Raw genomic sequence first — 21,737 nt, 5'->3', positions numbered from 1 at the left:
CCCACAGTTGGAATTGGGTACATCCGCCAGAGACTGGTCGGCTATAAGGCCGCCATCGCTGGCAAGCCAGCTCCCACAGTTGGAATTGGGTATATCCGCCAGAGACTGGTCGGCTATAAGGCCGCCATCGCTGGCAAGCCAGCTCCCACAGTTGGAATTGGGTATATCCGCCAGAGACTGGTCGGCTATAAGGCCGCCATCGCTGGCAAGCCAGCTCCCACAGTTGGAATTGGGTATATCCGCCAGAGACTGGTCGGCTATAAGGCCGCCATCGCTGGCAAGCCAGCTCCCACAGTTGGGATTGGGTATATCCGTCAGAGACTGGTCGGCTACAAGGCCGCCATCGCTGGCAAGCCAGCTCCCACAGGGATCAGGGCAGGTCCGCTGCTCATTCGTATCTTTGAGATAGCTATCGCGAGCAGGCTCACTCCTACAAGAGCAAGAGCAAGAGCAAGAGCAAGAGCAAGAGCAAAAGATCGCAGCCTTCGGCAGCTCCTACAGTCTCCGCGTTCGCCTTAGGCCGAGTGTCAGCTCGCCTGCTTTTGATCTTGATCCACCGGCGACGTCGGAAGGCTGAGTGGAGGGATTGATCCGGGCGTGGGAGCGCAGCGACCGTCTGGCGCAGCCAGACACAGCGGAAGGAGGTGCAGCGAAGCAAACCGGAGCCGCTGCGCCCGGATCAGTCCCGGAGCGAAGGAACCCGAGCCTGCGAGGGCCGAACGCAGGAGCAAGCCTTTTTGGTTACTTTTTCGGCGTTTGGAAAAAGTGACCCGCCGTAAGGGCGGAACCCTAAGCAGCCGTTACCGCAGCAATGGATATGTACCCACTCAAAAAAAACCACCGCCTGACAAAAAGCCTTAGCGAGCAGACTCGCCCCCACAGAAATCGCAAGCGTGCTGAAGGCTGAATCAATCCCCTACCCCTCTGCCCGCCCTTCGCCTTCACGATCACCACGGTAATGCCTGGCCAGCGGAAAATCCGGCAGCCACGATTCACGCCGCACAATCCAGCTCTCATAGGTCGGCTTCAACTGATCCGGCGCATCCCGCGCGCCGAGGTTCACCTCGACCTCATCACCACTGCGGTTGAACACTTACGAGCCACAGCGCGGGCAGAAATCTCCATCGCGCTCGTGGTGTCACGCCCCCAGAGCCTATAACAGTCGGCGCTGCAATGCAGACGATGTTTCAGATGAAAGAACTCAATGTTGCCGCACTGCAACGGGCATTCGCCGGCCAGAGCTAATACACTCGGACGCTGACCTGCCGGGACGATCACGATGAAACACGCCACAGCGAAAAACCCCGAGAAAGCCCCGCGCTTCTGGCGCGACGACGCCCTGCCCTTCATCGAAGCGCGGGCCATCGCGGATGGGCGTGAAGTCTGTTATGCGCGGCATTCCCATGCGCACTTTTCCATAGGCGCAATCACCGCCGGGCGCAGTACCTATGTGCATGAGCAGGCGCAATTTGAGGTGGCGGCCGGCACCGTGGTGCTGATGAATCCCGGCGATGTACACGCCTGCAATCCGATCGATGATCAGCCTTGGTCGTACGTGATGTTGTATGTCGAAACGCCGTGGCTGACGGATTTGCAGCATCAATTGGGGTTTGCCGGGGAGCTGGAATTCCGGCGATTTTCCGACACGCATCTGGCTGATGCCGAGCTGTTCGGCAAATTGATGGGGTTGTATGAGGTTTTGCTCGACGACCAAATGGAGGCGCTGGCGAAACACAGCGCGGCGGTAGAGTTTTTCAGTGATTTGCAGGTCCGCCTCAATCCGGCGGATGAGCCCGTCGATGAGCCGAATTTCAAGCTGGAACGCGCCGCTGATTTCATCCGTGGACATTGCACCGAAGTGCTCAGCCTCGAGGCGATTTGCGCGGCGGCGCAGCTGTCGCCGTCATACCTGATTCGCGCGTTCAAGCAGCGCTACGGGATGACGCCCCATGCGTTCGTGGTCAACCAGCGCATCCAGTTCGCCCGCGAGCGCTTGCGCAGCGGCCAATTGATTGCCGATGTCGCGCTCCAGGCCGGGTTTGCCGATCAGGCGCATTTTCAGCGAGCGTTCAAACAACATCTGGCGGCAACGCCGGGGCAGTATCGCGGCTGACTTCATACTCAAAGTTGAACACTGCCCCCCTTGTGGGAGCGAGCCTGCTCGCGAATGCGGTGGATCAGTCAGTGAAGTGTTGAATGACACACCGCGTTCGCGAGCAGGCTCGCTCCCACAGGGGGTTGTGGTGGGCCTGTCAATCAAGTGAACAGCAAATAAAGCGCACTCACCGCCAGCAACAACGCCATCAACCGATTGAACCAGCGCATCCCGGCGGCATTGCTCAGATAACCGCGCAAAAACGTCCCGGCATACGCCCAGCAGCCCACCGACAGATAGCAGATCACCAGATACACCGCCGCAAACTGCCAGACCAGCCGCGCCTCGCCGTCGGCGACAAACGCGCCCATGCCGGCCACGCATGCCAGCCAGGCCTTGGGGTTGAGCCATTGCATCACCGCGCCATAGAGCATCGACGGCGCACGGCCGGACTCGCTGGTGTTCAGTTGGCCGTCATCGCTGGCCAGTTTCCAGGCCATGAACAACAGAAACGCCACCCCGGCCCATTGCACCACGCGGGTCATGAATGGCCACAGTTGCAGCACCTCATGCAGGCCCAGCCCCATCAGCACCAGCAACAGCACAAACCCCAACGTCGCCCCGGCCACGTGCCGCTGGCTGGCGCGGAAACCGTACTGCGCGCCGGAACTCAAGGCGACGATATTGACCGGCCCGGGGGTGATGGATGCGGCGAGGGCAAACGCCGCCATGGAAAGAATCAGACTCATTGCACACCTGCTTCAAACGAGGAACGAGGTGGCTACGGTAGCGGGCGGGGGATTTGCGGTATTGAAGAAAATGACCCTGAGGCTGCGAATCTGATCTGATCGTTCCCACGCTCTGCGTGGGAATGCAGCCCGGGACGCTCTGCGTCCCATTCAGAGCCGAACGCAGAGCGTCCGTAGAGGCATTCCCACGCAGAGCATGGGAACGATCAAAACCTACAGGGGGCACTCAGGCCAGGCGCGGCACGGTGAAGCGGAATTCGCTGCCCTGCCCCGGCTCGCTCTCGGCGACGATCTGGCCGCCGTGGGCTTCGACGATGCCTTGAGTGATGTACAAACCAAGGCCAGTGCCGGTCGGGTTGCCTTCCTTTATCGTCCAGTAGCGATCAAACACATGCGGCAAGTGCTCCTTGGGAATGCCTTCACCACTGTCACGCACGATGAACACGATCTCGTCGCCCACCGATTTCGCGTGTACGCCGACGGTGCCCATGCGCGGGGTGAACTTGATGGCGTTGCCCACCAGGTTCGACAGCACTTGAAACAGCCGCTCGGGGTCGGCGTGGATGCGCAGGTCAGGATCGGCCTGGAAGGAAATGCTGATGTCCTTGTCATGGGCCAGCGGCGACAGCAACGCTTGGGCCTCTTCAAAGATGTGCCCGACCTCCAGCGCCTGCGGGGTGATCGAGTAACGCCCGGCATCGATTTTCGAGGTATCGAGCAGGTCCTCCAGCAGCGTGTTCATCCGCGCCGTGGCCTGCTGCATGGTGTCGATTGCAGTGGAGATACGCCGCGAAGTGTGCGCGCCTTCCGAGCTGAAGGCTTTCTGCATCATGCCGCAGAGCATCGAAATCACCGTCATCGGGTTGCGCAGGTCGTGGGAAACCACCGCCACCAGATCATCGCGCGCCTGCACAGCCGCCTGCTCGCGACGTACCTGACGGGCCAGATCGTTTTCCAGCGCTGAACGGCGCAGATCATTGGCGGCGAACCGGTCACCGTGGCTCCACTTGGTGGAAATCCCGGCCATCTCGACTTTCCAGATTTCGAACGAGGTACGCGGACGCAGGCGCATCCCGGCATCGGAGGTTTCCAGATCCAGCGGTTTGCGCGGATCGCCACTCCAGTTGATGTTTTCCTTCACTTCCGGACGGAACCACAGCACGCCGTTGTCCACCGGTTTGGGCAGGCTCATGGCGAGCACACCGCTGGCCACAGACTGATACTGCGCCGCCGGCGGGTAAACGCTGGACAGGTGATGGCTGGCGAACACCGGCTCGCCGCGCGCCTGCAACCACTTGTGCAGCGCGCGAATTTCTTCCGGCGCCGGGCAGTTGCCGTAACGGTGCAACTGCTTGTCTTCGATGATCGCGATGCCGCCGGCATTGACCAGCGCCATCAGCGTCGCTGGCTGCTGGGCGAGGCCGTCGAAAACATTTTGCGGCGAATCGACCATCGCCTGATTGAGCCGCGCCAGCGCTTCGACCTTCTCTTCACGCTGGCGGGTCAGTTCAAGGGTTTCCATGGCACTGATCTGCAACGACAGGACCTGGCCGATGGTCTGGCAAGCCATGCGCAATTCATGCGGCACGTGCAGCGGCTGGCGATTGCCGCAGCTGATCAGGCCCCAGAGCTTGTCGCCCTTGAGCAGGGAAATGCTCATCGACGACAGCACGCCCATGTTCTTCATGTACTGGCAATGAATCGGCGAGACGCTGCGCAGCGTGGCGAAACTGAGGTCCAGCGGCGTTTGCGTGTCCGGGCGCAGCTTCGGCACCAGTGGCACTGGCTGATAATCGGCGTTGGGGATGATCCGCAGCCAATTGGTGCGGTACAGCTCGCGCGCCTGCTCGGGAATGTCCGAAGCCGGGAAGAACAGGCCGTTGAACACTTCCATCGACGGATCGGACGCTTCGGCGATGACCTGACCGTGGCCCTCTTCCTCGAAGCGATAGATCAGCACCCGGTCGTAACCGGTCATCGCCTGGATTTCCTTGACGCTGATGTCGTACAGGGCCTGCAGCGTGGTCGCCGCTTGCAGGCGCTGGAGCATGCGGCCCAGGTGGGTATTGACGCCGGCGACGTTGCGCGGCTGGAAATTCTTCACATGGATTTCCAGCTCGAGAATCAGCACGCCCTGATGGCGGTGCAGCAAACCTTCGAATTCAGTGCCGTTGAGCTCGAATCGTAGCGGCGCCGCCTCGGAAAACGCTGTCTGCTGCAAGGCTTCAAGCACGTGCGCGGTGTGTTCGGCGCCGATCAGGCTGTGCAGCGGCTGGCCGATCAGCGATTCGGGCGCGCGGGCCAGCAGGGTTTCGACGTTGGCGCTGACCTGAATGATCTGCAGCGCAGGCTCGGTCAGGGTCAGCAGCAAACCATGGGGCTGGATCGCGCCAGGAAAGCGGATCGGCTCGTCGGCACAGTTGGCCAGCAGTTCTTCAAAGGCTTGTGGGTCTTGCGGGTTCATGCCAGTACCTCCTGGCGCTCGAGCCACTGCTCGAAACAGCTGAATGTGGTTTGTGCTGCGCTGACCACGGCCGCGCGTTCGCTGGCCGCCATGGGCCGGTTGCTCAGGTATTCGATGAACTCACGCCAGCGCCGCCCGGTGGCCGCGCCGTAGACGTCGAGGAAGGCAGCGCCATTGTCGGCGTCCAGATTCAGCCGCGCGGCGATCTCCCGACGCAGGATCTGCCCGCCGAGAGTGGCGCCTTCGAGCACGTACAAAACACCGAGACTGGCGGCGCTGGAGTCGATCACCGGCAAGTCCTCGCACAGCGGCAAATCATTGGTCGTCGCGCCCAGCGCGCGCAGGTCGGCGTGCAAGGTCTCGGCCTTCAAACGAGGCGTCAGATCGAAATCATCCGGGACAGCGCCACTGGCGAGCAACGCCCGTTCCAGCGGCTGATAAAAACCGTAATAGGCCGCCATCAAGCGCTCGAATGCGGGGGTATCGAGGGTATCGGTAAAAAAAGGAAGGCGTTTTTCCAGTGCGATGTGCAGTTCGGCTGTGCCGGCCCGCAGATCTTGCAGCACCGGTGGCACATAAACCTCACGGGCCTTTGCTTGCATGTAGATCGCTCTTGGTGGGACCCGGCAGGGGCCATTCTGGGTGGGCTCGACGTGGGGGGAATTTATCACGCCACGCGGCTTTTTCTGCCTGCCGAAGCGTTTTTTCTGTCGAACTGCGACCCTATGACAGGTTCAGAGTGGCGCCGGATCAGAAAAGTTCGACCGACGCCATTATCCTGCCACTGCTGACCACCTCAATCAGCGCCGTCGTTCTGCACCGATGGATCGCCGTTGGCCGGTACGCTGCTGTCGGCAACGGGTTTCGAAGGATTGTTTTTTTCGGCGCCGGGATAACCGGGCAGACCGCGAGTATCGTCCGGCGTCATGACATCCTCGTTATCGCGGCTGACATCCCAGTCGGTGGTGGCGTTGGGGTCTTCATCGCGCCCGGCCGTGCCGATGGCGAAGCCGTCGTCGTTGGCATTGACGGTTTGCTCAAGCGCTTTGTCGTTGCTGGATGGGTTGCTCATGTCTGCCTCCAGAACACGTTGATCGGACTTGTTTGGAAACGCCTCGGCCGCTCAAGTGCAATGGACAAGACCAACGGTGCATTCGCGGGGCACTGGTCGCCTGGCGTGAACCACCGCAACGGCGCACGGTTCTCAAGAGAACCACTTGCTCGAGCACCGTCATGAGCCAGCCGCGATTCGGCATTGAGGAAGAGTACTTTCTCACTGACCTGCAGAGCCTGCGCATGGTCGGCAGTCCGCCCCCACAGGCCATCGAGGCTTGCAGGGCGGCGCTGGGTGTGTGGTTTGCCACGGAGATGTTTCAGGGCCAGATCGAAGTGGCTTCGCCGGTGTTCAGCGACTTTGTGCACGCTGGCGATTTTCTCCGTGGCAGCCGTCAGCCCTTGGGTGCAGCCCTTGAACCGTTTGCTCTGGGCGTGCTCAGCGCCGGCAGTCATCCGCTGGCCGACTGGCGCGAGCAGGTTCCGACCGACGAGGAACATTTCCATCATCTGTTCGAGCGCTACGGCCATGTTGTCCGCCGCAGCGTGTTGTCGGGGCTGCATGTGCACGTCGAGGTGATCGAGCCGCTGGATCGCATCGCCGTGATGAACGAAATCCTGCCGTGGACGCCGCTGCTGTTGGCGCTGAGTTGTTCGTCGCCGATCTGGGATGGCGCCGCCAGCGGTTTCATGAGCTATCGGCAGACCGCGAGTGACGAATGGCCACGCATGGGCATCCCGCCGCTGTTTGTCGATCAGCGCCATTACGACGAACACTTGGCGTTTCTCATGCGTATCGGCGCGATCAGCCAGCCCGGCGAGTGTTGGTGGGGCGTGCGCCCGGCAGCGCGTTTTCCGACCCTGGAACTGCGTATGACTGACGCTTGCCCTCGGGTCGAGGATGCGCTGACCCTTGCGGCGTTCTTTCGCGTTCTGGTGGCTCACGCCAGTGCGCAGCGGCGGCCAGGATTGCTCTATGACCAGACCGCACGTTCGATGCTGGAGGAAAATCGCTGGCGGGCCAAACGCTTGGGAATTCATGGGCGCTATTTGGTCGAAGGCATCGACGGCGACTGTTCGCTCGCGCAATGGCTGGAACTGGCCGAGCAGCGTTTTGCCGAAACGGCACAGGTATTGGGCGCGGCGCAGTTGTTCGAGCGTGCGCGGACGATCATCGACAGCGGCACCAGCGCCGATCGGCAACTGGCGCTGTTCAATCTGGCGTCTGAACAAGCGCAAAACGGCCGTTCGGCCCTCGGGCAAGTGGCCGAGCTGCTGCTTCAGGAAACCGCTGGCTGATCGCTCTCGGACGGGCCTTTGAGTTCGACCTGATTGCCGTCCGGGTCAAAACAGTACAGCGACAAGCCGTAACCCTCGGCGCCAAAACGCCTGGCGGCTTGTGCAACGGTCAGCCCGAACGATTGCAGATGGGCGATGAGCGCGGCTTCGTCGAACGGTTCGATGCGCAGGCAGAAGTGGTCGACATTGCGTCGCTGCGCCTGCGCCGCGCCACCGCCCTTGCGCCCGAGTTCGCCCGCCAAATCGACGAGATCGATCATCGACGTACCGGCCCGCAGGTGCACCAGCCCCAGCGGCTGGTTATGCCTGACCACTTCGGCGCCGAACACCCTGGCGTAGAAATCGATGCTGCGTTGCAGGTCGGCGACGCGCAGAACGATGTGATCGATGCGCTGAATGGAAAACGGATGCATGGGTTGGCTTCCTCGAAAGCGGCGACCCGCCCATTGTGCTGCACAAGGGAAAAAATTCACTGTCGATTTTTCGGTGGAGCCATCGACAAAGCGGATTTACTCTCACGTCATGAACATACCAGCCGCTGTCCTGCCGCCCCACGCCGAAATGGTTCGCGCCATGCTCGAGCGCGACACTGCCTATGAAGGCGTGTTCTTCACCGCCGTGAAAACCACCGGGATCTTTTGCCGCCCCAGTTGCACGGCGCGCAAGCCGAAACCGGAAAACGTCGAATTCTTCGCCCACGCCGACGAGTGCCTGTGCGCCGGTTATCGCGCCTGCCTGCGCTGCAAACCGCTGGACGCGGCAGCCATTGCCCCGGACTGGGTGCAGCGCCTGCTCAATGCGGTGGACGCCGATCCCGAACGGCGCTGGAGCGATGCGCAATTGCTCGCCGAGGGCATCGAACCGCTGAAACTGCGACGCTGGTTCAAGCAGCACTTCGGTATGACGTTCCACGCCTGGCTGCGCACACGTCGCCTCGGCATGGCCTTGGGCGGGATCAGGCAAGGCACGTCGATCGATCACGCGGCGTTTGACTCCGGCTACGAGTCGCTCAGCGGTTTTCGCGATGCGTTTCAGAAGTCCTTCCACATCACCCCGGGCCGTGCGGCCAACAGTGAGCCGTTGCTGTTCACCCGCCTGACCACGCCGTTGGGGCCGATGATCGCCATGGCCGAGCGGCGCGGGCTGGTGTTGTTGGAGTTTCTCGATCGACCGGCGCTGACCCGCGAAGTCGAAGCGCTGCAGAACCGTTATGGCTACGCGATTGCACCGGGGCATAACGCCCACTTGCAGCAGATCGAGGTGCAACTGGCGGATTATTTCGCCGGCAAACTCACTCAGTTCAGCGTGCCGCTGCACCTGCCCGGCAGCACTTTCGCCCGTGAGGTGTGGGCGGCGCTGCTGCAAATTCCCTACGGTCACACCAGCACGTACGGCGCCATCGCGGCAGGCTTGGGCAAACCCGGCGCCAAGCCGTGCCGTCGGCCTGGCCAATGGGCACAATCGCCTGTCGATTGTGGTCCCGTGCCACCGGGTGATCGGCGCAGACGGCTCGCTGACCGGTTATGGTGGCGGACAACCGCGCAAGGCGTTCCTGCTCAGACTGGAAAACGCCGCGCTGCAAATGACTCAACAATTGGCTTTTTGAGCCATGCGATCCAACAGGCAAACAGGGATTTCGATGAGTACGTTCGAATCACCGCAACATGGCTGACATGTATGAGATGGCCAGCGCTTTTCTGGCCGCGATAGACACTGACTGGCAACGCCATATCAACGCCGTCGGGCCATGTCGGCATCAGCCACATCCAGCGCGCGACCCGTATGAATCGCTGGTACGGGCGATTGCCTATCAGCAACTGCACCCCAAGGCCGGCGATGCGATCCTTGGGCGTTTGGTGGAGTTGTTCCCCGGCCAGGCGTTTCCGCGTCCGCAGCAGATTCTGGCTACCGAGGTCGAGCGCCTGCGTGCTTGTGGTTTTTCGGCGAGCAAGATTGCGACGATTCAAGGGATCGCCCAGGCTTCGCTGGACGGCGTGGTCCCCGACTACCCGACTGCACGGGCGATGGACGATGAAACCCTGATCGAACGCCTGACCAGCCTGCGCGGGGTCGGCCGCTGGACCGTGGAGATGCTGTTGATCTACAGCCTGGAACGTATGGACATCCTGCCGGCGGATGATTTTGGCGTGCGTGAGGGATATCGGCGCTTGAAGGGACTGGAGGTGCAGCCGACGCGCAAACAGATGATCGAGATTGGCCAGGCGTGGAAACCTTATCGGACGCTTGCGGCCTGGTATCTGTGGCGCGTGGCCAAGGTTTAGACCGCGTTATCGTTCTTCGCGAGCAGGCTCGCTCCCACACTGAATCAGCGTTCGGCGCTCTGTTTCCGCGCTCCCAGGGTGAGGGGAAAATCGAACTGGCGCTGCAAATCTTCAGCCTTGAGAATCTCGAACAACGCCTGCGCCGCCGCCGACAGTTCATTGCCCGGCTCGGTCAACACACCAATCGCCCGCTCCACAGAATCATTCAAGGTCAGGCAATGCGCACCGAGCTCGCGCATTTGCCCGGCGCACAATGCCGGCACCGCGCTGACCCCAAGCCCGCTGGCAACCATTCGGCCAACGGTCGCCAATTGATGACTCTCGAACTCCACCGGCAACTTCATTCCGCGCGCCTGCAAATGCTCTTCGAGCATGACCCGCACGGTCGATGGCCGCTGCAGGGTGATGAACGGTTCCTGCAGCAAAGTCTGCCAATCGATGTCGGCGCGACCGGCCAGCGCTGAATCGGCCGGCACCACGGCGACAAAGCGATCGACATACAAAGGCGTGAATGTCATCGACGTGCTCTGCATCGGCGCGAACGCCACACCGAGTTCAACCTGACGATCGCGGACCATTTCCAGCACTTGCTCGTTGATCACGTCGTTGACCGTCACGTTGACGTTCGGATAACGCGCGCGAAAGCTCTTGAGGATCGGCGGCAGCAGATTGCCGGCAAACGACGGCATCGCCGCCAGCGTCACGCGTCCGCGCTGCAGGCTGAAACGCTGGCGCATTTCGTCTTCGGCATTGTCCCAGTCGGCGATCAAGCGGCGCGCCAGCGGCAGCAGGGACTCGCCTTCCGGGGTCAACGCCACGTTACGCGTGTTACGGCTGAACAGACGCCCTCCCAGGCCCTCTTCCAGCGCCTTGATGGTCAGGCTGAGCGCCGATTGCGACAAATGCAGACGCTCGCAGGCCACAGCGAAGCTCAGGCTATGGGCCACGGCGAGAAAGGCCCGGATCTGTTTGATGGTCATGGTCGCTTTGCTCCAGTTGCAAGCTGCAAGCGTCAAGCTGCAAGCCGTGATGCGATGGCCCTGATCGTTCCCACGCTCCTGCGTGGGAACGATCATCGCCGAACGCGTATTGGTGAGATTTATCAATCAATCCACCTTAAAAATCAACTTAACAAATATATCCAGCAGAGAGACACTCCAGTCATTCGGCTAGCCAGCCGCCCGCAAATAATAAAAGAGGTGCCTATGGCAGGTTTCGACAAGCGTGTGTATTCCTACGAGGAAGCGATGGCCGGGCTGGAAGACGGCATGACAGTCATCGCCGGCGGCTTTGGTCTGTGCGGCATCCCGGAAAACCTGATCGCCGAGATCAAGCGCAAGGGCACCCGTGACCTCACCGTGGTTTCCAACAACTGCGGCGTCGATGGTTTCGGCCTTGGCGTGCTGCTCACCGACCGCCAGATCAGCAAAGTCATCGCCTCGTACGTCGGCGAAAACAAGCTGTTCGAAGAGCAACTGCTCAAGGGCGATATCGAAGTCATCCTTACCCCGCAAGGCACCCTCGCCGAAAAAATGCGCGCGGGCGGCGCCGGCATTCCGGCGTTCTTCACCGCCACTGGCGTTGGCACCCCGGTTGCTGAAGGCAAGGAAGTGCGCGAGTTCAAGGGCCGCAAATACCTGATGGAAGAATCCATCACCGGCGATTTCGCCATCGTCAAAGGCTGGAAGGCGGACCATTTCGGTAACGTCGTTTACCGCCACACTGCGCAGAACTTCAATCCGCTGGCCGCGACCGCCGGCAAGATCACCGTGGTCGAAGTCGAAGAAATCGTCGAGCCCGGCGAACTCGACCCGACGCAGATCCACACCCCGGGTATCTACGTCGATCGAGTCATTTGCGGCACGTTCGAAAAACGCATCGAACAGCGCACCATCCGCAAATAATTCAGGCCTTCGGAGAACAACAACATGGCACTTACCCGCGAACAAATGGCTCAGCGCGTCGCCCGCGAAATGCAGGACGGCTACTACGTGAACCTCGGCATCGGCATTCCGACCCTGGTCGCCAACTACATCCCCGAAGGCATGGAAGTCATGCTGCAATCGGAAAACGGCCTGCTCGGCATGGGCCCGTTCCCGACCGAAGAAACCATCGATGCCGACATGATCAACGCCGGCAAACAAACGGTGACTGCGCGGATCGGCGCGTCGATCTTCAATTCCGCCGAATCCTTCGCGATGATCCGCGGCGGCCATGTCGACCTGACCGTGCTCGGCGCGTTCGAGGTCGACGTCGAAGGCAACATCGCTTCGTGGATGATCCCCGGCAAACTGGTCAAGGGCATGGGCGGCGCGATGGATCTGGTGGCCGGCGCCGACAACATCATTGTCATCATGACCCACGCCTCGAAGGATGGTGAGTCCAAGCTGCTGGCCAAATGCAGCCTGCCGCTGACCGGTGCCGGCTGCATCAAGCGCGTGCTGACCGACCTCGCGTATCTGGAAATCGAAAATGGCGCTTTTGTCCTCAAGGAACGCGCACCTGGCGTCAGTGTTGAGGAAATCGTCGCCAAAACCGCTGGTAAACTGATCGTCCCGGATCACGTACCGGAAATGCAGTTCGCTGCCCAGTGAGGAATTCGAAAATGCAAGACGTCGTCATTGTTGCCGCCACGCGTACTGCGATCGGCAGTTTTCAGGGCTCCCTGGCCAATGTATCCGCAGTAGACCTGGGCGCGGCGGTGATCCGCCAGTTGCTCGAGCAGACCGGCCTCGACGGTGCGCAGGTCGATGAAGTGATCATGGGCCAGGTGCTCACCGCTGGCGCTGGCCAGAACCCGGCACGTCAAGCCGCAATCAAGGCTGGCCTGCCCCACGCCGTACCGGCCATGACCCTGAACAAGGTTTGCGGTTCCGGCCTCAAGGCTCTGCACCTGGGCGCGCAAGCGATCCGTTGCGGCGACGCCGAGGTGATCATCGCCGGCGGTCAGGAAAACATGAGCCTGTCCAACTACATCATGCCGGGTGCGCGCACCGGTCTGCGCATGGGCCACGCGCAAATCGTCGACACCATGATCAGCGATGGCCTGTGGGATGCGTTCAACGATTACCACATGGGCATCACTGCCGAGAATCTGGTCGACAAATACCAGATCAGCCGCGAACAGCAGGACGCCTTCGCTGCCGCTTCCCAGCAGAAAGCTGCCGCTGCGATCGAGGCCGGGCGCTTCGTTGATGAAATCACGCCGATCCTGATCCCGCAGCGCAAAGGCGATCCGGTCGCGTTCAAGGTCGACGAGCAGCCACGCGGCGATACCACCGCACAATCTCTGGCGAAACTGCGTCCGGCGTTCAAAAAGGACGGCAGCGTCACCGCAGGCAACGCCTCGTCGCTGAACGACGGTGCCGCCGCCGTGATTCTGATGAGTGCCGAGAAAGCCAAGTCGCTGGGCCTGCCGGTTCTGGCCAGGATTGCCGCGTACGCCAACGCTGGCGTCGACCCGGCGATCATGGGCATCGGCCCGGTATCGGCGACCCGCCGCTGCCTGGACAAGGCCGGCTGGAACATCGACCAGCTCGACCTGATTGAAGCCAACGAAGCGTTCGCTGCGCAATCGCTGGCCGTGGCCAAAGACCTGCAATGGGATCTGGACAAGGTCAACGTCAACGGCGGCGCCATCGCCCTCGGCCACCCGATCGGCGCATCAGGTTGCCGCGTGCTGGTGACATTGCTGCACGAAATGCTCAAGCGCGATGCGAAAAAAGGTCTGGCGACCTTGTGCATCGGCGGCGGTCAGGGCGTGGCTTTGGCGCTGGAACGCGGCTGATACGGAGTTCAAGGTTGACGGCGGATCCACGACATCCGCTGTTGGCTGGCAACAAAAAACCCGGTGCGATTTGCGTTGCACCGGGTTTCTTTTTGCCTGTCTACAATCGGTGGTGAATGTTCTGGCCCCTTCGCGAGCAGGCTCGCTCCCACATTCTGCAACGCATTTCCCTGTGGGAGCGAGCCTGCTCGCGAAAGCGCTTGATCAGGCGCCAACCACTCAAGGCTTGCGCAACAGATAGGTATCCATGATCCAGCCATGCTCCGCTCGCGCCGCCTTGCGCACCCGTTCGATCTCATCGGCCACTTCCGCCAGCCGGCCGCTGAGGAGAATCTCGTCCGGTGTGCCCAGGTAAGCGCCCCAGAAAATCTCGGTCTGCCGATCCGCCACCCGCTGGTACGAATCCTCGGCATCGAGCATTACCACCAGACTGTCCGCTTCACTCACCTGCCCCGCCGCCAATCGCCGGCCTGTGGTGATTTCTACTGAGCGACCAATCGTGTTCAAAGGTATTTTGTGCTGCGCAGCCAGGGCTTGAACACTGGTAATCCCGGGGATGACTTCATAGTCGAATTCACAGCGGCCTGATGCCTGAATCGCCTGAAGGATCCGCAGTGTGCTGTCGTACAACGCCGGATCGCCCCAGATCAGGAATCCGCCGCACTGGCCGTCGGACAATTCTTCATTGATCAGCCGTTCGAAGGTCTGCTGCTTGGCGAGGTTCAGTGCATCGACGCTCGCTGTGTAGTCGACATCGCCGCGCTCCCGCTCCGGGCTGCTGGCTTCGACAAAGCGATAAGCGTGGTCAGTGATGTAGCGCTCGCAGATCTCCCGGCGCAGGTCGATCAGCGTCTGCTTGCTCTGGCCTTTATCCAGCAGAAAGAACACATCGACCCGATTCAGCGCTTTCACCGCCTGCATCGTGATGTAGTCCGGATTGCCGGCGCCAATGCCGATGACCAGCAGCTGTTTCATCAGAATTCCTCGTCAAGGGCCATGCCCGGCAAGCGTAGCCGCCAGATGCCATTGAAGCGAAAGTCGATCATCGCCAGTGGCTCGACGTCGATTGCGTGGAACGCCGCGCCCTGCAGCACCTGCATCAGCGCCGCGCGAATGACGAACGGATGCGTGACTGCCACTACATGTACTGGGGTTTCGGCGATGGAGTCCAGCCACATTGAGACCCGCTGCGTCAGTTGCCTGACCGATTCGCCGCCATGGGGTGCGGCTTCAGGATCGGCCAGCCAGGCTTGCACAGCCTGGTTTTCATTGGCTTGCAGATCCTTGATCGATTGGCCGTGCCAGCGTCCCCAATCGCAATCGCGCAGGGCTTGATCAATCTGCGCATCGACGCCAAACCACGCTGCCGTTTGCTGAGTTCTCAACTCCGGGGCACACACCAGCCGCCGTGTTACCGCCAATCGCGCCCTGAACGCGTCGGACGGAACAGCCAGATTTTCAACAGGCTCGTCCGTAGGAAAACGCGCCAGTTTCTGTGCGATGGTTCGCGCATGGCAAATCAGTGTCAAACGGCTACTTGGCACAAGCAGGTTCTCGGTCGAAAGATAAAACAAACAATGGCACACAGCCGATACGCGTCGCATTGTGCCGTAAAACATCGGCGTTCAGGGTTGTCACCGGCCAGTCGCTGAGCTTGGGATAGGCAATGTCTGACACAGCAATCGGCAAAGGACTACAACAGCGCGTTACTTCGACGTAGCCCTTATTACACGGGCACCTTGCACACTTTTGGTGCTCGAAAAACCTGTACAAAAATTCGCTAGACATGTAGCACCCATTACATAAATACTCTTTTAACGGAATGTGAAACAAATTCGACACCCCATCCAGCAGGAGCCCGGATGCCCCCTCTCAGAGACCTGATCACCGATCCCGGCCTGGACCTGACGCCGTCGGAGCGCAAAGTCGTTCGCGCCCTGCTTGATCAGTATCCACGCAACGGTCTCGGGCCTATGGCGCGACTGGCCGAACATGCCGGTGTCAGCGATCCGACCATCGTGCGTCTGGTGAAAAAGCTCGGTTTCGGCGGTTATGCCGAATTCCAGGAAGCCCTGCTCAGCGACATGGACCATCGCCTGCGTTCACCGCGCACGCTGTTGCAGCCGCGCTCGCAGCAGAACAAGGACGATGCCTGGGCGCATTACCTCGCCGACAGCCAGCGTTTACTGGTCGACACCCAAGCCCTGACCCAGCCTGAAGACGTGCGCATCCTCTTGGAATGGCTGCTCGACAGCCGCCATCAGGTCTACTGTTTCGGAGGCCGCTTCAGCATTCTGCTGGCCAACTACCTGCTCAACCACCTGCGTCTGCTGCGTCCCGGCTGCTTCGCCCTGGAAGACAACGCCCTGCTGCCCGACCGTTTGTACGATCTGCAACGTCAGGACGTGGTGCTGGTGTTCGACTACCGGCGCTACCAGACCCAGGCTTTGCGCGTTGCGCAGGCGGCGAAGAACAACAACGCGCGAGTGGTGTTGTTCACCGATGTCTACGCCTCGCCGCTGCGCGAATTGGCCGACCTGATCATCAGCGCGCCGGTGGAATCGGCGTCGCCGTTCGACACCATGGTGCCGGCGCTGGCGCAGGTCGAGGCGTTGATTGCCTGCCTGACCTTGCGCGTGCCGGACCCGGCCGATCGCCTGGAAGGCATCGATGCCCTGCGCAACGATTTTGCGACTCACCTGCTGGAGGACAAATAAGGATGTTCAGCCTTCCCCACCGCTCGCCACGGGACCTGCCGTTTGCGACCGACCACACCGCTTTGTTGCTGGTGGACATGCAGCGCGCCTGGCTCGAACCGCAATTCGACCCACACCTGCTCGAGGCGGATGCCGAATATTTTCTCCAGCGCACGCGCAGCCAGGTGGTGCCCAATCAGCAACGGCTGCTTGGCGCCTTTCGCCAGGCGCAGCAGAACGTGCTGCACACGATTATCGAAAGCCTGACCGCCGACGGTCGCGACCGCTCGCTGGATCACAAAATGTCTGACATGCACTTGCCCAAGGGCAGCGTGCAGGCTCAGGTCATCGCTGAACTGACCCCGACCGAAAACGAAATCGTGCTGCCGAAGACCTCCTCCGGGGTGTTCAACTCGACCAACATCGATTACGTGCTGCGCAATCTGCAAACCCGGCATCTGATCATCGCCGGCATCGTCACCGACCAATGTGTGGACATGGCCGTGCGCGACGCCGCCGACCGTGGTTATCTGGTGACGCTGGTAGAAGACGCCTGCGCCACTTACAGCGCCGAACGCCATCACGCCTGCCTCAACGCGATCAAGGGTTACTGCTGGATCACCGACACCGACACCGTGCTCGGTCGTCTGCGGGAGATGCAGCCATGAGCCCGCGCCTGACGCCTTTACCGATGACCACGCTGGTGACAACTGACCTGATCGGCATCACCCGGGGCCGCTCGTTTCCTAGCGATGAGCTGGAGCATTACCAGGCGGCGGGTTGCGGCTGGGTCCCCGCCAACAGCGCGTTGACGCCGCAGGACATCATCGCCTCGAGCAGCCCGTGGGGCGCGTACGGCGATCTGCGGCTGATTCCGGATCTGAGCAGCCGCGTCACTGTCGGCAGCGGCCCGGACGCCAATGCACCGGTGCTGGATTTCATCCACGCCGATATTCGCGAGACCGACGGCCAGGCCTGGGGCGCCTGCCCACGCACATTGCTGCGCGATGAAATCGAGCGCTATCACGATGAGTTGGGGTTGCAGGTCAACGCCGCCTTCGAACATGAATTCAACCTGCACGCAGGCATTGCCGAACACGCGGCGTTCTCTCTCGAAGCGCAGCGCCAGGGCGCCGAATTCGGCGGCTGGCTGCTCAGTGCCCTGCGCGCCGGCGGGGTCGAGCCGGAAATGTTTCTGCCGGAATACGGCAAGCACCAATACGAAATCACCTGCCGCCCGACTCTCGGCGTAGCGGCGGCGGATCGTGCGGTCAACGTGCGCGAAATCACCCGGGAAATCGCCCGGCAAATGGGCCTCGACCTGAGTTTTGCGCCGAAGACTGCCGCCGAGGCGGTGTGCAACGGTGTGCACCTGCACGTCAGCCTGCTCGATCTGGCCGGCCAGCCGATGCTCTATGACGCCGGCACCAGCAACGGCCTGTCGAGCATCGGCCAGCATTGGGCTGCCGGAGTCCTGCATTTTCTACCGGCGCTGTGCGCGTTCACTGCGCCGACGCCGCTGTCCTACCAGCGGTTGCAGCCGCACCACTGGAGCGCGTCCTATGCGTGTCTGGGGCAGCAGAATCGTGAAGCGGCGTTACGCATCTGCCCGACCGTGACCTTGGGGGGTAAATCAGCTGCGCAGCAGTTCAACCTGGAATTCCGCGCCATGGACGCCACCGCCTCGCCGCATCTGGCCATGGCCGCGCTGCTGATTGCCGGGCGGCTGGGCATCGAACAACGTCTGGCGCTGAACGCGATCACCGATGAAATTCCCGATTCACTCAACGACGAGCAACGCAAGGCCCGGGGCATCGTCGCCCTGCCCGCCTCGCTGGCCCAGGCGCTGGATTGCCTGCGTGACAGTGCAGCCTTCAACGAATGGCTGCCCAAGCCGTTGCTCGACACGTATTACGCCCTGAAAACCGAGGAACTGGCGCTGACGGAACAGCTCTCGCCCGCTGACCTGTGTGAGCACTATGCACGCCTGTACTGAATCCGCCGAGCTTGGGTTGTATACCCGCCCGGTCTACACCCTGAGCCGCGAGGACTCGACGAATCCGTTGATCCTCGTGTGCGAACACGCCAGTCGATACATCCCCGAGGCCCTGAACAATCTGGGCCTGGACGAGGCGGCCGCACGCGAACATATCGCCTGGGACATCGGCGCGCTGCAACTGGCCGAACAGTTGTCGGAACAGCTTGGCGCCACGTTGCTCAGCGCCAATTACTCACGGCTGCTGATCGACCTCAACCGCCCGCGCCATGCTCCGGACAGCATCCCGCTGCAGAGCGAGATCTACCCGATACCCGGCAACCGCGAGCTGGATGAGGCGACCCGCGAATACCGGCGCCAAACGCTGTTCAAACCGTTTCATGCGCGCTTGCAGATGTTGATCGACGAGCGCATTGCCAAAGGTCTGCCGGTGCGTGTGGTCGGCATTCACAGTTTCACCCCGGTGTATTACGGCCAGCCGCGACCGCTGGAAGTCGGCGTGTTGTTCGGCCAGGCCAAAGACTATGCCCTGCGTTTGCTCGACGGGCTGCAAGTGCATCCGCTGAAGGTGGCGGGCAACCAGCCGTACAGAATTGATCCCTTGGGCGACATGACCGTGCCGGTGCACGGCGATGCCCGGGGGCTTGAGGCGGTGCTGATCGAGGTGCGCAACGATCTGCTGCGCAGCCCCGAAGCAGTGTCGCGCTGGGCCGGCTACCTCGCACCTTTGCTGTAAATGACGGACCGATAAAACATAAACCGACCGATGGCTGACAAGGAGTTGCGCTTCATGGAAATTGAAGAATTCGGCTACAAGCAAGAGTTGAAACGTAGCCTGACGCTGACCGATCTGGTGGTGTACGGGATGATCTTCATGATCCCCATCGCCCCGTTCGGTGTGTATGGCTACGTCAACGCCGAAGCACCGGGGATGGTGCCGCTGGCGTACATCATCGGCATGGTGGCAATGCTGTTCACCGCGCTGAGTTACGGCAGCATGGCCAAGGCCTTTCCGGTTGCCGGCTCTGTATATTCCTACGCGCAACGCGGCCTTAATCAACACGTCGGCTTCATCGCTGGCTGGCTGATGCTGCTCGATTACCTGCTGATTCCGCCGCTGCTGTACCTGTATTCGGCGATGGCGCTCAACCATTTGTACCCGGACATTCCCAAGGTCGGCTTCATCCTGGCGTTTCTGGTCAGCGCAACATTCGTCAACCTGCGCGGCATCACCTTCACCGCGCGGATGAACATGCTGTTCCTGCTGGCACAACTGGTCGTGCTGGGCATCTTCCTGTTCTACGCCTGGAACGCCCTGCACAACGGTGGCGGTAACGGTGAGCTGACGCTGGCGCCGCTGTATCACCCGGAAACCTTCAACTTCGCTCTGCTGATGCAAGCGGTGTCGATCGCCGTGCTGTCGTTCCTCGGCTTCGACGCGATCTCCACCCTCGCCGAAGAAATCAAGGAAGATCCGGGCCGCAGCGTCGGCAAGGCAGCGCTGATCACCCTGGCGGTGATGGGCACGATTTTCGTCGTACAGACGTGGATTGCCACCGATCTGGCGGCGGGCATGGGCTTCAAATCCGCCGACACCGCGTTCTATGAAATCGCTGAAATCGCCGCTGGCAGCTGGCTGGCGACCCTGACCGCCGTCGCCACGGCGCTGGCCTGGGGCGTGGCCGTGGCAATCACCTCGCAGGCCGCCGTCTCGCGTCTGCTGTTCGGCATGGCCCGCGACGGCAAGCTGCCGAAGGTGCTGGCCAAGGTCCACCCGAAACACAACACGCCGTACCTGAGCATTTATCTGGTGGCCGTGTTGTCGCTGCTGATCTGCTACCTGTTCATCGACGCGGTCGACATCCTCACCTCGCTGATCAACTTCGGCGCCCTCAGCGGTTTCATGCTGCTGCACCTGACGGTGATCAACCACTACTGGCGTCGGCAGAAGTCGGGGCAGTTTGTGCGCCATCTGCTCTGCCCGGTGATCGGCTTCATCATCGTCGCCGCCATCATGTACAACATGGGCGTCGATGCGCAGAAACTCGGCCTGATCTGGATTGCCCTTGGCCTTGTGTACCTGTTCTTTCTCAACAAGCTCGGCGCCAGTACAGCGCTGCCCGATCCGAGCAAAGGCTGACAAGAAAAAGAGCGGCGTCTGACAACAAATCAGGCGACCGCCGATTCAACGCGTGGAAACCGACAGTGATAGTCAGGTTCGGCGAATGGGCCGAATCTTTTGATACAGGAGTACATCCATGCTGGTCTTACGCCCAGTCGAGCAGAATGATCTGCCCCAGCTACAGCGCCTGGCCCGCGAGAGCCTGATCGGCGTGACTTCGCTGCCGGATGACAGCGAACACCTGCGCGAAAAAATCGCCGCGTCGTGCGCGTCTCTCGACAGCGCCGCCACAGCCCAGGGGCCGGAAAACTATTTCTTTGTACTGGAAGATCTCGAACGCCAGCAATTGGTCGGCTGCTCGGAAATCCTTGCCACCGCCGGCTTCAAGGAGCCGTTCTACAGCCTGCGCAACCGCCATTTCACCAGCACTTCGCGGGAGTTGAACATCGAGCACGGCGTGCCGGCGTTGTCACTGTGCCATGACCTCAGCGGGCATACCTTGCTGCGCGGTTTCCACATTGACGCCGCGCTGGTGCGTACGCCGTTTTCCGAACTGTTGTCGCGAGCGCGCCTGCTGTTCATTGCTGCGCATGCACAGCGGTTCTCCGAAGCGGTGATCACCGAAATCGTCGGCTACAGCGACGAGCAGGGTCACTCGCCGTTCTGGGATGCGCTGGGCAAGCACTTTTTCGACCTGCCGTACGCGGAAGCCGAGCGCCTGTGTGGGTTGCAGAGCCGCACGTTTCTCGCCGAACTGATGCCGCAATACCCGATCTACGTGCCGATGCTGCCGCAAGCGGCGCAGGATTGCATCGGCCGCGTGCACCCGGACGGCCAGGAAGCGTTCGACATCCTCGCGCGGGAAGGCTTCGAAACCAACAGCTACATCGACCTGTTCGACGCCGGCCCGACCCTGTATGCGCGTACCGCAAACATTCGCTCGATCGCTGGCAGCCAGACCGCCATTGTCCGCCAACAAGTATCGACCGACGCCCGTGGCCGTTACCTGCTCAGCAACGACGCCCTGCATGACTACCGCGCGATTGTCACCGAACTCGACTATCACCCTGATCAACCGCTGCCCCTGACGCCCGCCATCTGCGCGGCACTGAAAGTCAGCGAAGGCAGCTCGATACGGCTGGTCGCTCTGTGAGCCGCGTTAGCCATCGGCGCCTGAATCGGTACGCCAAAGGA

At 61.3% G+C, this 21,737-nt stretch carries 20 protein-coding genes and 2 pseudogenes; 13 read left to right on the top strand and 9 right to left on the bottom strand.

The genetic code is table 11. The annotated features are described in order from the left end of the window. Nucleotides 1-916 precede the first annotated feature (916 nt). A pseudogene (locus ACZ9BE_RS08330) lies at nucleotides 917-1,117 on the bottom strand (GFA family protein); the annotation flags it as partial. Between the two features lie 162 nt (nucleotides 1,118-1,279). On the opposite strand from ACZ9BE_RS08330, the gene ACZ9BE_RS08325 reads away from it, so the two are divergent. Then, the gene (locus tag ACZ9BE_RS08325) at nucleotides 1,280-2,113 is read left to right on the top strand and encodes an AraC family transcriptional regulator (protein ID WP_476249221.1); all 834 of its coding nucleotides are present in this window, start codon (nucleotides 1,280-1,282) and stop codon (nucleotides 2,111-2,113) included. A 143-nt stretch (nucleotides 2,114-2,256) separates the two neighbouring features. On the opposite strand, the gene ACZ9BE_RS08320 is transcribed toward ACZ9BE_RS08325, so the two are convergent. The 4 genes from ACZ9BE_RS08320 to ACZ9BE_RS08305 form a co-directional block, all read right to left on the bottom strand. Further along, complete coding sequence (locus ACZ9BE_RS08320) at nucleotides 2,257-2,844, bottom strand: LysE family translocator (protein ID WP_122750638.1); 588 nt, start codon at nucleotides 2,842-2,844, stop codon at nucleotides 2,257-2,259. Nucleotides 2,845-3,070: 226 nt separating this feature from the next. Continuing rightward, nucleotides 3,071-5,308: an ATP-binding protein gene (locus ACZ9BE_RS08315; protein ID WP_041478638.1), complete on the bottom strand. Its 2,238-nt coding sequence runs from the start codon at nucleotides 5,306-5,308 to the stop codon at nucleotides 3,071-3,073. After that, entirely contained in the window at nucleotides 5,305-5,910 is a 606-nt protein-coding gene (locus tag ACZ9BE_RS08310) for a biliverdin-producing heme oxygenase (protein WP_041478637.1), read from the bottom strand. The genes ACZ9BE_RS08315 and ACZ9BE_RS08310 overlap by 4 nt, the downstream gene beginning before the upstream one ends. A gap of 194 nt (nucleotides 5,911-6,104) precedes the next feature. After that, nucleotides 6,105-6,380, bottom strand: coding sequence for a hypothetical protein (locus ACZ9BE_RS08305; RefSeq protein WP_423523379.1), 276 nt, complete (start codon nucleotides 6,378-6,380; stop codon nucleotides 6,105-6,107). A gap of 161 nt (nucleotides 6,381-6,541) precedes the next feature. Between ACZ9BE_RS08305 and ACZ9BE_RS08300 the strand changes: the two genes are divergently transcribed. Then, nucleotides 6,542-7,660, top strand: coding sequence for a carboxylate-amine ligase (locus tag ACZ9BE_RS08300; RefSeq protein ID WP_476249220.1), 1,119 nt, complete (start codon nucleotides 6,542-6,544; stop codon nucleotides 7,658-7,660). Here ACZ9BE_RS08300 and ACZ9BE_RS08295 read toward each other — a convergent pair. Further along, on the bottom strand, nucleotides 7,642-8,073 hold the full coding sequence (locus ACZ9BE_RS08295) for a VOC family protein (RefSeq protein WP_476249219.1): 432 nt from the start codon (nucleotides 8,071-8,073) through the stop codon (nucleotides 7,642-7,644). The genes ACZ9BE_RS08300 and ACZ9BE_RS08295 overlap by 19 nt on opposite strands. A gap of 109 nt (nucleotides 8,074-8,182) precedes the next feature. Here ACZ9BE_RS08295 and ACZ9BE_RS08290 point away from each other — a divergent pair. Both ACZ9BE_RS08290 and ACZ9BE_RS08285 read left to right on the top strand, forming a co-directional pair. Further along, nucleotides 8,183-9,266 (top strand): annotated as a pseudogene (locus ACZ9BE_RS08290) (bifunctional transcriptional activator/DNA repair enzyme AdaA). A 58-nt stretch (nucleotides 9,267-9,324) separates the two neighbouring features. Beyond that, nucleotides 9,325-9,942 carry a DNA-3-methyladenine glycosylase family protein gene (locus ACZ9BE_RS08285; protein WP_476249218.1) on the top strand — a complete coding sequence of 206 codons (618 nt, stop codon included), beginning with the start codon at nucleotides 9,325-9,327 and terminating at the stop codon, nucleotides 9,940-9,942. A 44-nt stretch (nucleotides 9,943-9,986) separates the two neighbouring features. Here ACZ9BE_RS08285 and ACZ9BE_RS08280 read toward each other — a convergent pair whose 3' ends face one another. Beyond that, nucleotides 9,987-10,922: a LysR family transcriptional regulator gene (locus ACZ9BE_RS08280; RefSeq protein ID WP_460143010.1), complete on the bottom strand. Its 936-nt coding sequence runs from the start codon at nucleotides 10,920-10,922 to the stop codon at nucleotides 9,987-9,989. Between the two features lie 225 nt (nucleotides 10,923-11,147). Between ACZ9BE_RS08280 and ACZ9BE_RS08275 the strand changes: the two genes are divergently transcribed. Genes ACZ9BE_RS08275 through ACZ9BE_RS08265 form a run of 3 tightly spaced genes read left to right on the top strand, consistent with a single transcriptional unit; the run spans nucleotide 11,148 to nucleotide 13,729 of the window. Next, on the top strand, nucleotides 11,148-11,846 hold the full coding sequence (locus ACZ9BE_RS08275; RefSeq protein ID WP_076567492.1) for a CoA transferase subunit A: 699 nt from the start codon (nucleotides 11,148-11,150) through the stop codon (nucleotides 11,844-11,846). Between the two features lie 24 nt (nucleotides 11,847-11,870). Then, nucleotides 11,871-12,536, top strand: coding sequence for a CoA transferase subunit B (locus ACZ9BE_RS08270; RefSeq protein WP_016774134.1), 666 nt, complete (start codon nucleotides 11,871-11,873; stop codon nucleotides 12,534-12,536). 11 nt (nucleotides 12,537-12,547) lie between these two features. Next, nucleotides 12,548-13,729, top strand: a complete 1,182-nt coding sequence (locus ACZ9BE_RS08265; protein ID WP_252869193.1) for an acetyl-CoA C-acetyltransferase — start codon at nucleotides 12,548-12,550, stop codon at nucleotides 13,727-13,729. A 219-nt stretch (nucleotides 13,730-13,948) separates the two neighbouring features. On the opposite strand, the gene cobF is transcribed toward ACZ9BE_RS08265, so the two are convergent. Then, the gene (gene cobF, locus ACZ9BE_RS08260) at nucleotides 13,949-14,704 is read right to left on the bottom strand and encodes a precorrin-6A synthase (deacetylating) (protein ID WP_056784616.1); all 756 of its coding nucleotides are present in this window, start codon (nucleotides 14,702-14,704) and stop codon (nucleotides 13,949-13,951) included. After that, the gene (locus tag ACZ9BE_RS08255) at nucleotides 14,704-15,114 is read right to left on the bottom strand and encodes a histidine phosphatase family protein (protein WP_476249217.1); all 411 of its coding nucleotides are present in this window, start codon (nucleotides 15,112-15,114) and stop codon (nucleotides 14,704-14,706) included. The genes cobF and ACZ9BE_RS08255 overlap by 1 nt, the downstream gene beginning before the upstream one ends. Nucleotides 15,115-15,591: 477 nt before the next feature. On the opposite strand from ACZ9BE_RS08255, the gene ACZ9BE_RS08250 reads away from it, so the two are divergent. The 6 genes from ACZ9BE_RS08250 (at nucleotide 15,592) to ACZ9BE_RS08225 (ending at nucleotide 21,696) form a co-directional block, all read left to right on the top strand. Beyond that, nucleotides 15,592-16,446 (top strand): MurR/RpiR family transcriptional regulator, encoded by an 855-nt coding sequence (locus tag ACZ9BE_RS08250; protein WP_041478627.1) that lies wholly within the window; start codon nucleotides 15,592-15,594, stop codon nucleotides 16,444-16,446. Nucleotides 16,447-16,448: 2 nt separating this feature from the next. After that, on the top strand, nucleotides 16,449-17,093 hold the full coding sequence (locus ACZ9BE_RS08245; protein ID WP_476249216.1) for a cysteine hydrolase family protein: 645 nt from the start codon (nucleotides 16,449-16,451) through the stop codon (nucleotides 17,091-17,093). Next, nucleotides 17,090-18,421, top strand: a complete 1,332-nt coding sequence (locus ACZ9BE_RS08240; protein ID WP_041478625.1) for a type I glutamate--ammonia ligase — start codon at nucleotides 17,090-17,092, stop codon at nucleotides 18,419-18,421. Before ACZ9BE_RS08245 ends, ACZ9BE_RS08240 begins: the two co-directional genes overlap by 4 nt. After that, nucleotides 18,405-19,157 (top strand): N-formylglutamate amidohydrolase, encoded by a 753-nt coding sequence (locus ACZ9BE_RS08235; protein WP_476249215.1) that lies wholly within the window; start codon nucleotides 18,405-18,407, stop codon nucleotides 19,155-19,157. Before ACZ9BE_RS08240 ends, ACZ9BE_RS08235 begins: the two co-directional genes overlap by 17 nt. Before the next feature lie 54 nt (nucleotides 19,158-19,211). After that, nucleotides 19,212-20,561 carry an APC family permease gene (locus tag ACZ9BE_RS08230; protein ID WP_076567476.1) on the top strand — a complete coding sequence of 450 codons (1,350 nt, stop codon included), beginning with the start codon at nucleotides 19,212-19,214 and terminating at the stop codon, nucleotides 20,559-20,561. Between the two features lie 118 nt (nucleotides 20,562-20,679). Then, nucleotides 20,680-21,696: an arginine N-succinyltransferase gene (locus ACZ9BE_RS08225; RefSeq protein WP_460160612.1), complete on the top strand. Its 1,017-nt coding sequence runs from the start codon at nucleotides 20,680-20,682 to the stop codon at nucleotides 21,694-21,696. The last annotated feature ends 41 nt before the right edge of the window (nucleotides 21,697-21,737 follow it).

This window comes from Pseudomonas sp. TE9122 (assembly GCF_056278925.1).
The sequence above is the reverse complement of the archived record's forward strand: the minus strand, read 5'-3'. Positions and strand labels throughout refer to the sequence as shown.